The sequence below is a fragment of the Streptomyces sp. NRRL B-24085 genome, from assembly GCF_001282115.1.
In the GTDB taxonomy this organism is placed as follows: Bacteria; Actinomycetota; Actinomycetes; order Streptomycetales; family Streptomycetaceae; genus Streptomyces.
In genome coordinates, this window is sequence record NZ_LJBR01000066.1 from 1 (window position 1) to 12,465 (window position 12,465).

The 12,465-nt window shown below is 72.4% G+C and carries 12 protein-coding genes and 1 pseudogene; 2 read left to right on the forward strand and 11 right to left on the reverse strand.

The window, feature by feature from the left end:
• The 5 genes from AOJ26_RS10030 to AOJ26_RS41700 all read right to left on the reverse strand — a co-directional run.
• Positions 1 to 660 (reverse strand): hypothetical protein (locus AOJ26_RS10030; RefSeq protein ID WP_053847877.1); only part of this gene is annotated, 660 nt, incomplete at its 3' end.
• Positions 657 to 2,375, reverse strand: coding sequence for a DNA repair protein RecN (gene recN, locus AOJ26_RS10035; protein ID WP_053847888.1), 1,719 nt, complete (start codon positions 2,373 to 2,375; stop codon positions 657 to 659). The genes AOJ26_RS10030 and recN, both read right to left, overlap by 4 nt.
• Before the next feature lie 160 nt (positions 2,376 to 2,535).
• Positions 2,536 to 3,441, reverse strand: a complete 906-nt coding sequence (locus AOJ26_RS10040) for an NAD kinase (protein WP_053847878.1) — start codon at positions 3,439 to 3,441, stop codon at positions 2,536 to 2,538.
• Positions 3,438 to 4,253, reverse strand: a complete 816-nt coding sequence (locus tag AOJ26_RS10045) for a TlyA family RNA methyltransferase (protein ID WP_053847879.1) — start codon at positions 4,251 to 4,253, stop codon at positions 3,438 to 3,440. Before AOJ26_RS10045 ends, AOJ26_RS10040 begins: the two co-directional genes overlap by 4 nt.
• A 7-nt stretch (positions 4,254 to 4,260) precedes the next feature.
• Positions 4,261 to 4,563: a hypothetical protein gene (locus AOJ26_RS41700; RefSeq protein ID WP_078959824.1), complete on the reverse strand. Its 303-nt coding sequence runs from the start codon at positions 4,561 to 4,563 to the stop codon at positions 4,261 to 4,263.
• Between the two features lie 42 nt (positions 4,564 to 4,605).
• Between AOJ26_RS41700 and AOJ26_RS10050 the strand changes: the two genes are divergently transcribed.
• A complete protein-coding gene (locus AOJ26_RS10050; protein ID WP_053847880.1) occupies positions 4,606 to 4,953 on the forward strand; it encodes an SCP2 sterol-binding domain-containing protein in 348 nt (115 codons plus the stop codon).
• Here the strand turns inward: AOJ26_RS10050 and AOJ26_RS10055 are convergent.
• The 4 genes from AOJ26_RS10055 to AOJ26_RS10070 form a co-directional block, all read right to left on the reverse strand.
• Entirely contained in the window at positions 4,937 to 5,791 is an 855-nt protein-coding gene (locus AOJ26_RS10055; protein ID WP_078959825.1) for an ABC transporter ATP-binding protein, read from the reverse strand. The two genes, AOJ26_RS10050 and AOJ26_RS10055, sit on opposite strands and share 17 nt — an antisense overlap.
• On the reverse strand, positions 5,788 to 6,825 hold the full coding sequence (locus tag AOJ26_RS10060; RefSeq protein ID WP_053847882.1) for a FecCD family ABC transporter permease: 1,038 nt from the start codon (positions 6,823 to 6,825) through the stop codon (positions 5,788 to 5,790). Before AOJ26_RS10060 ends, AOJ26_RS10055 begins: the two co-directional genes overlap by 4 nt.
• Positions 6,822 to 7,865: a FecCD family ABC transporter permease gene (locus AOJ26_RS10065; RefSeq protein ID WP_053847883.1), complete on the reverse strand. Its 1,044-nt coding sequence runs from the start codon at positions 7,863 to 7,865 to the stop codon at positions 6,822 to 6,824. Before AOJ26_RS10065 ends, AOJ26_RS10060 begins: the two co-directional genes overlap by 4 nt.
• 84 nt (positions 7,866 to 7,949) lie before the next feature.
• On the reverse strand, positions 7,950 to 8,981 hold the full coding sequence (locus tag AOJ26_RS10070) for an HAD hydrolase-like protein (protein WP_053847884.1): 1,032 nt from the start codon (positions 8,979 to 8,981) through the stop codon (positions 7,950 to 7,952).
• Between the two features lie 72 nt (positions 8,982 to 9,053).
• Here AOJ26_RS10070 and AOJ26_RS10075 point away from each other — a divergent pair, with 72 nt between their 5' ends.
• Positions 9,054 to 10,346, forward strand: coding sequence for a DUF1015 family protein (locus AOJ26_RS10075; protein ID WP_053847885.1), 1,293 nt, complete (start codon positions 9,054 to 9,056; stop codon positions 10,344 to 10,346).
• 57 nt (positions 10,347 to 10,403) lie between these two features.
• On the opposite strand, the gene AOJ26_RS44875 is transcribed toward AOJ26_RS10075, so the two are convergent.
• Positions 10,404 to 11,168 carry a tetratricopeptide repeat protein gene (locus AOJ26_RS44875; protein WP_199828843.1) on the reverse strand — a complete coding sequence of 255 codons (765 nt, stop codon included), beginning with the start codon at positions 11,166 to 11,168 and terminating at the stop codon, positions 10,404 to 10,406.
• Positions 11,169 to 11,189: 21 nt separating this feature from the next.
• Positions 11,190 to 12,329: pseudogene (locus AOJ26_RS45195) on the reverse strand (hypothetical protein); the annotation flags it as partial.
• Positions 12,330 to 12,465 lie beyond the last annotated feature (136 nt).

The window sequence follows — 12,465 nt, forward strand, 5'->3', positions numbered from 1 at the left end:
CACCCTCCCGTTCCCCACGACGACAGCCGCTCCCAGCGCCGCCCCCATCGCATGCGCCCCCACGTCCCCGATCATCGCGCGCTCACCGAGGTCGTCCGGCAGCACAGCGGCAGCCGCCCCCACGGCCACGCCGGCCAGCTCCGACCGCGCCATCCCCGGCACCCCGAGCGCCACCACCGCAGCGGCCGCCCGACCGGGCCGTACGTCCACGAGGTTGACGAAATGCGCGGTCCCGGCGATGACGACACCCGCGAGCACCTTGTCGGCGACCCGCTCCTTCATCAGCGCGCCCGCGACGAGCCCGGCCGCCGAGATCCCGAACAACTTGACGGCCCCGCTGGTGACTTCACCGTCCCGCAGCGCACCCAGATGCGCCCGGAAGCCCCGCCGGTGGTCCCCGGCGAGGTCGTCGTAGGCCCCGCAGAGCCCGGCGACGGCGACAGCGAGCCCCGCGGCGGGCCGAACGCGCCAGGCCCCGACCGAAGCGGCCAGCGCACTCGCGGGGCCGGCGTACAACTCCACCGTCCGACCGGCGTAGTTCTTCCGCTCCCACCGCTCCCGGCCGCCCGGCGCCTTGGCGCGGAGGAGGGCCGTCCCGGCGCGCGTCAGGGCAGCGGTGAGCCCCAGGGACCATGTGCGCCCCGGCGACGCATCCCTCACGCGTCCGCCCGGGCCGTGGCCAGCAACTCCTCCGCGTGCGCCCGGGCCGTCTCCGAGTCCTCCTGTCCGGCGAGCATCCGGGACAGCTCCCGAACCCGCTCCTCGCCCTCCAGCACCTTCACACCGGACCGGGTCACGGAACCGTCGTTGGTCTTCTCGACCAGCAACTGCCGGTCGGCGAAGGCCGCCACCTGCGGCAGGTGGGTCACCACCACGACCTGCGCCGTCTTCGCGAGCCGTGCCAGGCGGCGCCCGATCTCCACCGCCGCCTTGCCGCCGACACCGGCGTCGACCTCGTCGAAGAGGTACGTGGGCACGGGGTCGGTCCCGGCGAACACCACCTCGACAGCCAGCATCACGCGCGACAGCTCACCGCCGGACGCGCCCTTGGCGATGGGCCGCGGCGGGGCGCCCGGGTGCGGGGCGAGCAGCAGCTCGACCTCGTCGGCACCGGCCGGTCCGTACGCGACCGCACGCCCGCCGACCTCCACGCCGTCCGGGTCCTCGGTCTGCCGGATGGCGAAGGACACGCGCGCGTGGGGCATCGCCAGCGAGGCCAGCTCCGCCGTCACCGCCGCCGCGAACCGCTCCGCGGCCTCGGTCCGGGCATCCGTCAACGCCTGCGCGAGTCCGCCCAGTTCGGCCCTGAGCGCGTCCCGCTCGGCGGTCAGCTCCTCGATCCGCTCGTCGTCGCCGTCCAGTTCGGTCAGCCGCGCGGCGCTCTGCTCGGCCCAGGTGAGCACGGCGGCCACGTCGTCGCCGTACTTGCGCGTCAGCGCGGTGAGCGCGGCCCGCCGCTCCTCCACGGCCGACAGCCGCAGCGGATCGGCGTCCAGGTCGTCGGCGTATCCGGCGAGCTCGCCGGCCACGTCGCCGAGCAGGATCCCGATCTCCCCGATCCGGTCGGCGAGCGCGGCGAGGGCCGGGTCGTGCGACCGTACGGCCTCCAGAGCCCGCTGGGCGCCCGCCACGAGCGTCGCGGCGTCGATCCCCTCGGGGTCCTCGGGGTTGCCCGCGAGGGCGGCATGGGCGGCCGTGGCGGCGGACGACAGCGCCTCGGCGTGTCCGAGCCGCTCGGCCTCCTCCGCCAGCTCGACGTCCTCGCCGGCCCGCGGCTCCACCCCCGCGATCTCGTCGAGCCCGAACCGCAACAGGTCGGCTTCCTGGGCCCGCTCACGCGCGCGCGTGACGATCTCGTCCAGCTCGACGGAGACGGCCCGCAGCCGCCGGTAGGCCTCGGTGTACTTGGCGAGCGGCACGGCGACCGCGTCGCCCGCGTACCGGTCCAGCGCCTGCCGCTGCCGGTTCAGCTTGAGCAGCCCCTGCTGATCGGTCTGCCCGTGGACGGCGACCAGCTCGTCGGCGAGCTCGGCGAGCACCCCGACCGGCACCGACCGCCCGCCCAGGTGCGCCCGCGACCGCCCCTCGGCGGAAACGGTACGGCTGATCAGCAGCGCCCCGTCGTCGAGCTCGGCCCCGGCCTCCTCGGCCCGTACGACGACGGAGTCGCCGGCGGACACGGTGATCCGCCCCTCCACGACCGCCTTCTCGGCCCCGATCCGTACGAGCGCCGCGTCCGCCCGCCCACCGAGCAACAGACCGAGGCTGGTGACCACCATGGTCTTTCCCGCACCCGTCTCACCGGTGACAGCGGTGAACCCGGGCGACAGCTCGACGACAGCGTCATCGATGACTCCGAGCGACCGTATCCGCATCTCTTCCAGCACGGTGAAGACCTTACGAGGTCCGGGCGGGCAAGTGCGAGGTGCCCTTGTCACTCGGGCGAGTGTCAGGCCTTCAGGGGCGCGGGGAACTGCGCGAGAAGCCCCACCGGCTCGCAGCCGCTCACGCTCCGCAACCACCTCCCACGGTTGGCTAGTGAGGCGCCCCCCGCCACCCGGAAACCGGCAACGCAAACTTCGCCACAAGCCGATCGGTGAAGGACGCGTGATGCAGCCGAGCCAGCCGCACCGGCACAGCCCCCCGCCGCACCTCCACCCGGGCCCCCGGCGGCAACTCGAACGTCCGCCGCCCGTCACACCACAACACCCCCGGCGGAATATGCGGCAGCAGCTCCACGGCCAGGACGGAGTTCGGCGAGGTCACCAGCGGCTTCGCGAACAGCGCGTGCGCCGAGATCGGCACCATCAGCAGCGCCTCCACCTCGGGCCACACCACGGGCCCGCCCGCGGAGAAGGCGTACGCGGTGGACCCGGTGGGCGTCGACAGCACGATCCCGTCGCACCCGAACCCGGTCACCGGCCGCCCGTCGATCTCCAGCACGACCTCGAGGAGCTTCTCGGCGCCGGCCTTCTGCACGGCCGCCTCGTTCAGCGCCCAGTCGGTGTGGACGATGTCCCCGTTCCGGTGAACGACGACATCGACGGTCATCCGCTCCTCGACCTCGTACGCCTTGGACACCACCCGGTCGACGACCTTGTCGAGGTCGTCCCGCTCGGCCTCCGCGAGGAACCCGACGCTGCCCAGGTTGACGCCGAGCATCGGCACCCCGGACGCGCGCGCGAACTCGGCGCCGCGCAGCAGCGTCCCGTCACCGCCGAGCACGATGAGCAGCTCGCACCCTTCGAGGCACTGCGGGGTCGCCTCCTTGACCAGCTGCACCTCGGGCGGCAGCGGCAGGTCGGCCGCCTCGTACTCCAGGACGCGCACCCCGATGTCGGAGCGCAGCAGCCCCTTCACGACCAGCTCGGCACTGCGAATGGCCGCGGGCCGCCCGGTGTGGGCGAGCAGGAAAACAGTACGAGCTCGGTTCTGGCTCAACGCGGCCCCTCCGCAACTGCACGGTCGACATCGGCCGGGTCCAGGGCGGGCGCCCCGGCACGCAGCCACAGAAAGTATTCGACATTGCCCGAGGGCCCGGGCAGCGGACTGGCCGTGACCCCGTTCACCCCGAGCCCGAGCTCGCCCGCCTTCTCGGCCACTCCCCGCACGGCCTCCGCCCGCAGCTGCGTGCTCCGTACCACTCCCCCGCTGCCCAGCCGTTCCTTCCCCACCTCGAACTGCGGCTTCACCATCATCACCAGATCGGCGTCCGGCTTCACGCACCGCACCAGGGCGGGCAGTACCAGTCCGAGCGGGATGAAGGACAGGTCCCCCACGACAAGATCCACTGGTTCCCCATCGATCGCTTCGAGCGTCAACTCGCGTACGTTCGTACGGTCCTTGACGGTGACGCGTTCATCGCTCCGGAGAGACCATGCGAGTTGGCCGTAACCGACGTCGACGGCGACCACATGCGCGGCCCCGGCCCGCAGCAGCACATCGGTGAACCCGCCCGTGGAGGCGCCGGCGTCCAGCGCCCGCCGCCCTTCGACGACGAGCCCCTGCGGCACGAACACGTCGAGCGCCCCCGCGAGCTTGTGCCCGCCCCGGGACACGTAGTCGGGATCGCCGTCGTCGCTCTGCACCACGATCGCCGCCGCGGTCTCCACCTGCGTGGCGGGCTTGGTCGCGACGGTCTTGCCGACGGTGACCCGCCCGGCCGCGATCAGCTGGCTGGCGTGCTCACGCGAGCGCGCCAGCTTCCGCCGGACCAGCTCCGCGTCCAGCCGACGGCGTGCGACTCCTGCCACGTTCGGTTCAGCTCCTAGTGCCATACGAGGGTGAGGGCGCCCTCTGGTCATACGACGGTGAGGGCGCCGGGGGTCCCGGGCGGGCGTCGAGCGCGGTGAGCGCGTCGCGCAGCCCCCGGTGTACATCCTCGTACACCTCCACGTGTCCGTCCGTGGCGAGGTGGTCGGCGTCACCGAGCCGCTCCAGTCCGGCGTCGACCTCCGCGTTGCCGGTGGGGGTGCGAGGGACGTTCAGAGGGGCGGGGGCGGCCGGGTCGTGCCCGGGCTCGACCGCGGCCTCGTGTGAAGGCTCCGGAACAGCGTCGCTCATGCCCAGACGCTACCTCGAACCGCTGGGGTACCGTCGATCGCGATGGCCACGATCGAGGAGTGCCGCGCCGCACTCGAGAAGCTCTCCGACAGCATGGGCAACGCCGAGGGGGACGTCGCCGCGGCGGCGTCCATGGACCGCTCGGTGAGCTGCCGCGTCACCGATCTCGACGTCACCTTCGTCGGTCGCATGACCGGCGGCCGGATCGTGGTGCACGACACCCTGCAAGGTCCTCCCCGGGAGAAGGCCCAGATCCGACTGACCATGTCCGGCGACGACCTGGTGGCGCTGGTCGACGGCGAGCTGAACTTCGCCAAGGCATGGGGCTCGGGCCGGGTGAAGCTGGAGGCGGGCCTCAGGGACCTGTTCCAGCTCAGGAAGCTTCTTTAGCGATCACGCCCGCGCGTGCCTTGCGCGCGGCCGGCACCACCAGCGGTGTGCCCGTCTCCGGGTCATCGATGACCTGGCAGCGCAGTCCGAAGACCTCCTCGACCAGCTCGGCAGTGACGATGTCGTTGGGGGCGCCCTCGGCGATGATCCGCCCACCCTTGAGCGCGATGAGATGAGTGGCGTACCGGGCCGCGTGGTTGAGGTCGTGCAGGACCGCGACCAGGGTGCGGCCCTGCTCCTCGTGCAGCTCGGCGCAGAGGTCGAGGACGTCGATCTGGTGCTGGATGTCGAGGTAGGTCGTCGGCTCGTCCAGGAGCAGCAGGGGCGTCTGCTGGGCGAGCGCCATCGCGATCCACACCCGCTGCCGCTGACCGCCGGACAGCTCGTCGACGTACCGTTCGGCGAGTTCGGCGACCCCGGTCTGCCGCATGGACTCCTGGACGACCCGCTCGTCCTCGGTGGACCACTGGCGCAGGATGCCCTGGTGCGGGTAGCGGCCGCGGCCGACCAGGTCGGCGACGGTGATTCCGTCGGGCGCGATCGACGACTGCGGGAGCAGGCCGAGCGTGCGGGCGACCTTCTTCGCCGGCATCGACTGGATGACCTGTCCGTCGAGGAGCACCTTGCCCTGACTGGGCTTGAGCATGCGCGACAGGGCCCGCAGGAGCGTGGACTTGCCGCACGCGTTGGGGCCGACGATCACCGTGAAGGAGTTGTCGGGTATCTCCACCGACAGCTGCTCGGCGATGACGCGCTGGTCGTAGGCCAGGGTGACGGTGTCGGCGGACAGGCGGTTCACGGTGCTCCTTGTGCTCCTTGTGCTCTTTGGGGCGTTCATATCCGGCCCGCCCTGCGCTCGGTGACCAGGAGCCACAGCAGGTAGACACCGCCGAGGACTCCGGTGACCACGCCGACGGGCAGCTGATCGGCGCCGAAGACCTTCTGCGAGACCAGGTCGGCGGTGACCAGGAGGGTCGCGCCCATGCACAGGGACGGCAGCAGGTTGGGGCCGGGCGAGCGGGTGAGGCGGCGGGCCAGCTGCGGTGCGGTGAGCGCGACGAAACTGACCGGTCCGGCGGCCGCGGTGGCGGCGGCGGTGAGCAGGACGGCGGCGACCAGGAGCAGCAGCCGTACGCGTTCGACGCGCACCCCGAGCGCGTTGGACACGTCGTCGCCCATCTCCATCATCCTGAGGCCGCGCGCGTTGGCGAGGACCAGCGGGACGAGGACGGCGCACAGCCACAGCAGCGGCCACACCTGCGTCCAGTCCCGGCCGCTGAGGGAGCCGGTCATCCAGACGACGGCCTGGGCCGCCTCGGTGATCGTCGACCTGGTCAGCAGATAGCCGTTGACCGCCGTGACGATCGCGGAGACGCCGATGCCGACCAGGACCAGCCGGTACCCGTGCACCCCCTGCTTCCAGGCCAGCAGATAGATGGCGAGCCCGGTCACCAGGCCGCCCACGAGCGCGCCGAGGGTGACCTGGCTCGCACTCCCGGAGAACAGCACGATCACCGTGAGCGCCCCGGCCGTGGCCCCCTGGCTGAGGCCGAGGACGTCGGGACTGCCCAGCGGATTGCGGGAGACGGCCTGGAACAGCGCGCCGCCGAGTCCGAGCGAGGCGCCGACCAGGAGTCCGACGAGGACCCGCGGCAGCCGCAGCTCGTTGACGATGAACTCCTGCCCGGCGTTGCCGTTCCCGAGCAGCGTCTTGAGCACGTCCCCGGCGGGGATGGGGAAGTCGCCGGTGCCGATCAGCACGACGCTCGCGATGAGCGCGGCGAGCAGGATCAGGGCGACGACGACAGCGGCCCGGACGTCCAGCCGGACGGAGAGCCCGCCGGGGGTCCTGATGGCACGGTTGGTCCTCACAGTTGGGCCGTCCTCCGCCGTCGTACGAGAAAGATGAAGACCGGCCCGCCGATGATCGCGGTGACGATGCCGACCTGGAGCTCCGCGGGCCGGGCCACGATCCGGCCGATCACGTCGGAGCCCAGCAGCAGCACGGGCGACAGGATGGTCGCGTACGGCAGGATCCAGCGCAGGTCGGGTCCGGTGAAGGAGCGCACGATGTGCGGCACCATCAGGCCGACGAACACGATCGGGCCGCAGGCGGCGGTCGCGGCCCCGCACAGCACGGTCGCGGAGAGCATGGCCAGCGCCCGGGTGCGGTTGAGGTTGGCGCCGAGGGCCTTGGCGGTGTCGTCGCCCATCTCCATCGCGTTGAGCGGCCTGGCCAGCCCGAGGGCGAGGAGGGAGCCGGTCGCGAGGAAGGGCAGCACCTGGAGGATGGTCGAGTTGTCCGCCGAGGACAGCGAACCGACCGTCCAGAAGCGCATCTTGTTGAGCGCCTGGTCGTCGGTGATCATCACGGCCTGGAGGTAGCCGTACAGGGCCGCGCTGATCGCCGTACCGGCCAGCGCGAGCCGCACCGGCGTGGCACCCCGGCTGCCGCCCAGGAACCAGACCAGGGCGCCCACCGCGGCCGCGCCGGCAAAGGCGAACCACACATACCCGCTGAGCGAGGTGACGCCGAAGAAGGTGATCGCGGTGACGACCGCGGCGGACGCGCCCGCGTTGATGCCGAGCAGTCCGGGGTCGGCCAGCGGATTGCGGGTGAGCGCCTGGAGCACCGCCCCGGACAGGCCGAGCGCGGCCCCCGCGAGCAGCCCGAGGACGGTCCGCGACAGCCGGTCGGCCACCACGACGTCGGCGTAGCTCCCCGTGTCCTGGAACAGCCCGTGCCAGACCTGCTCCACGGACAGTCCTTTCGCCCCGACCGCAATGCTCGCCGTCGCGACGAGCACCAGGATCGCGACGGACACGAGGAGCCCAAGGACCCGTATCGCCCGGCGGGTTGGGGGCGCGGGGGCGGTCTCCGCGCGCTGTTCGGGAGGACTGTCGACCAACACGCAGTTAGGTTAGCCTACCCTGCCAACCAGCCACGATCCCGAGACGCGAACGTCACCGGACTCACAGGACCCCGCACCCCGCCGTCACAGCCCCAGCCTGGCCAGCGCCTTCCCCGCGTCCAGCTCGCACACACCGTCCCCGGCCGCCGTCCAGGCCGCCGCGCACAGCGCCCGCAGCCCGTCCAGTGCCTCCCCGTCGCCGTCGAGTTCCAGCCGCCCCGCCTTCCCGGCCGTGGCGGTCCAGCCACCGCACCGGAAACCGTCGCCCGCCTCGACGACCTCGGGCTGACCGGTGAGCATCCCCCGCAGATCCTGGTCCACATACGTCGGCCTGTGCTGCGGCGGCGCGGCCAGGAGCTGGGCGCCGTCGGTGACACCGGTGAGCACGAGCAGCGAGTCCACCTCGCCGTTGAACGCGCCCTCGATGTCGGTGTCCAGCCGGTCCCCCACCACCAACGGCCGCTCGGCGCCGGTCCGCAGGATCGTCTCCCGGTGCATGGGAGGCAGCGGCTTTCCCGCGACCTGCGGCTCGGCACCGGTCGCGATCCGCACGACCTCCACCGCGGCCCCGTTGCCCGGCGCGATCCCCCGCCCGCTCGGAATCGTCAGGTCCGTGTTCGACGCGAACCACGGGACCCCGCGCGCAACGGCGTAACTCGCCTCGGCGAACCGCCCCCAGGGCAGGTCCGGCCCGCCGAAGCCCTGCACCACGGCCGCCGGGTCGTCGTCGGCCGACTCGACGGGCTCCAGCCCCCGTTCCCGCAGCGCCACCCGCAGCCCCTCACCACCGATCACCAGCACCCGCGCCCCGGCCGGCACCTGCTCGCTGATCAGCCGCGCGACCGCCTGCGCGGAGGTGATGACGTCCTCGGCACCCGTCGGTATCCCCAGCTCGGTGAGGTGCCCGGCCACGGCATCGGGCGTCCGCAGCGCGTTGTTGGTGACGTAGGCGAGGTGCATACCCCCCTCGCGTGCGGTGGCGAGCGACTCGACGGCGTGCGCGATCGCGTTCCCGCCCGCGTACACCACCCCGTCGAGGTCGAGCAGCGCGGTGTCGTACGCCTCGCTCAGGGCCTGCCCACTGCCCTCGGGCCTCGTCCTCACGCGCTGACTCATTCCGCATCGCTCCTCGTTCGACGGCTTTCCCCCGATCATCCCCCATGCCACCGACACCCGTACGATGCCGGGATGAACACAGCAGGTCACCCGGAAGCAACGGCGCGCCGAGGCCTGGAACTCACCCCGTTCCGAGGCCTGCGCTACGACCCCGACCGGGTCGGCAGCCTCGCCGCCGTGACATCCCCGCCGTACGACGTCGTGGTCCGCCCCGACGGCCTGCACCAGCTCCAGTCGAACGACCCGTACAACATCGTCCGGCTGATCCTCCCGCAGGCCACCACCCCGGCCGAACGCAACGAACAGGCGGCCCGCACCCTGCGCGGCTGGCTCTCCGAGGGCGTCCTGGCCGCCGATCGCAAGCCCGGCCTGTACGTCTACGAACAGGACGACGGCGCCGGCCTGCTCCAACGCGGGCTCATCGGCACCCTGCGCCTGTCGGAGCCGTCGGAGGGCGTGGTCCTGCCCCACGAGGACGTCATGCCGCACGTCGTCGCCGACCGCGCCGCCCTCATGCGCGCCACCTGCGCGAACCTGGAACCCCTGCTGCTCACCTACCGCGGCAACGGCACGGAGTCCGTCACGACGGCCGCCATCGAGCACACGGCCGAACAGCCCCCGCTCCTCGCCACCACCACCGAGGACGGCTACAGCCACCGTCTGTGGTCGATCACCGATCCCGCCGAAGTGGCCCGCATCCAGGCCGACCTGACCCAGTACCAGGCCCTCATCGCCGACGGCCACCACCGCTGGGCCACCTACCGCCGTCTACGCGCGGAGCACCCCTCCCCCAGCCCGTGGGACCACGGCCTGGTCCTCCTGGTCGACACGGCCCGCTATCCCCTGCGCGTCCGCGCCATCCACCGCCTTCTGCACGGCGTCCCGGTCTCCCGCTCCCTGGAGCTCCTCGACGGCCTCTTCCGCGTACGACGCCTCGACGTGCCCCTGGCCGAGGCCCTGGACACCCTCGCCGACGCGGCCTGCGCGGGCAACGCGTTCCTCCTCGCCGGCGACGGCGCCTTCCACCTCGTGGACCGCCCCGACCCCGGCCTGCTGTCCCGGACGGTCCCTGCGGACCGCCCCACCGCCTGGCGCACCCTGGACGCCACGGTCCTGCACGCCACGCTGCTCGCCCACGTCTGGCAGATCCCCGAGGACGACCCCGCCCGCATCGCCTACATCCACGACACGGCCGCCACGGTCGAGAAGGCGGAACGCGACGGCGGCACGGCGGTCCTGATGCACCCGGTCCGCGAGGACGTCGTCCGCGACCTCGCCCGCCAGGGCGTCACGATGCCCCGCAAGTCGACGTCGTTCGGGCCGAAACCGGCGTCCGGCCTGGTCCTGCGCGCGCTGGACGTGTGAAGCACGAAGGGGCGGGATCCCGGGATCCCGCCCCTTGCTCACCTGTCCGCGCGTGCGTCAGTCCTTGAGGTCGCCCTCTTCGTCGTCGACATCGTCTGCCACGACCTTCTCGGCGCCCTCGGTGTCAGCCTCGGTCTCGTCCTCGTCGAAGGCGTCGACGAACTCGACCCCGTCGAGCTCGGCGAGCCGGTCGGAGGCGTCCGTGCTGCCGTCCTTGTCGGACTCGACGGCCTTGGCGAACCACTCCCGCGCCTCGTCCTCCCGACCGGCCGCGAGCAGCGCGTCGGCGTACGCGTACCGCAGCCGCGCGGTCCACGGCTGCACCGAGTTGGAGGCCAGCTCGGGGCTCTGCAGCGTCACGATGGCCGCGTCGAGCTGCCCCATGTCACGCCGGGCACCGGCCGCGACGAGCCGCATCTCGACCTGACCGGCCTTGTCCAGCTTGTGCACCTCGGGCGCACCGGCCATGTCCAGCGCCTTCTCCGGCCGCCCGAGCCCACGCTCGCAGTCGGCCATGACCGGCCACAGCTCCACGTTCCCGGTCATCCGCCGCGCGGCCCGGAACTCGGCGAGCGCCTCGCTGTACTTCTGGTTGGCGTACGCCGCGAACCCGGCCGCCTCCCGTACGGCGGCGACACGCGACGCCAGCCGCAGGGCCACCTTGGAGTAGCCGTAGGCACCCTCGGGGTCCTCGTCGATGAGCCGGGCGACCATCACCAGGTTCTTGGCGACATCCTCCGCGAGCCCCTTCGGCAGGCTCTGCAGCTCCTGGCGTACGTCCTTGTCGATCTCCTCGCCCGTGACGTCCTCGGGGATCGGCAGCCGCTTGATCGGCTCACGGTCGCGGTCCCGCTCGTCACGGAACCGACCGCCACCGGGGCCACGCCGGTCGTCGCCACCGCGCCGGTCGTCCCGGCCACGGAACCCGGGTCGCCCACCCCGGTCGTCCCTGCGGGGCCCACCGCGCCCGCCACGGTCGTCCCGCCGGTCGTCACGACGGAAACCCCCGCGCTCGCCCCGGTTGTCGTCCCGGCGGAAACCGCCACGGTCGTCGCGTCGGTCGTCGCGGCGCTCGTAGCTGCCGCGGTTGTCATCACGACGGAAGCCCCCGCGATCCCCGCGGTCATCGCCCCGACGGTCGTCGCGTCGGTCGTCACGGCGCTCGTAGCTGCCGCGGTTGTCATCACGACGGAAGCCGCCGCGGTCCCCGCGGTCGTCGCGACGGAAGCCACCACGGTCGTTGTCGCGGAAGCCGCGGTCACGGTCGTCACGTCGTCCGTACCCGCCACCGCGGTTGTCCCCACCACGGTGGTCGCCGGCACGGTTGTCGTCGCGCCGGAAGCCGCTACGGTCCCCGCGGTCATCGCCCCGACGGTCGTCGCGTCGGTCGTCACGACGCCCGTACCCGCCACCACGGTTGTCGTCACGGCGGAAGCCGCCACGGTCGTTGTCGCGGCGCTCCACGCGCTCGCCACGGTCCCCGCGGTCGTCCCGGCGGAAGGCAGGCCGGTCACCGTCGCGTCGAAACCCACGGTCGCGGTCGTCACGACGGGGCCCGGTCGGGCGGTCGTCGCGACGGAAGGCGGGGCGAGGTCCACGGTCGTCCCCACGCGGGCCACGGTCACGGTCGTCACGCCGTGCGAAGCCGCCACCGCGGTTGTCGTCGCGACGGAAGCCGCCCCGCTCGCCGCGGTCATCGCTTCGACGGTCATCCCGTCGGTCATCCCGTCGGGGGTAGCCACCGCCGCGGTTGTCATCACGGCGGTCATCGCGGCGGTCGTCACGCCGGCCGTAGCCGCCACCGCGATTGCCGCCACGGTCATTGCCGCCGCGGTCGCCTGTACCGCGGTCGTTGTCGCGACGGAAGCCGCCACGGTCACCACGGTCTCCACGGTCTCCTCGGTAACCGCGGTCGCCGCGGTCACCACCGTCCCGTCGCCGCTGGTCGCGTTCCGGTCGGTCGTCGGGAGAGTTGGTGGACATGGTGACTCCTGTCTTCGGTACTGCAAGCATTCTAAAAACAAAAGGACCCCTGGTCCCAGCTGAACGCTGGGACCAGGGGTCCTCCAAAGATTGTTCGGCGGTGTCCTACTCTCCCACAGGGTCCCCCCTGCAGTAC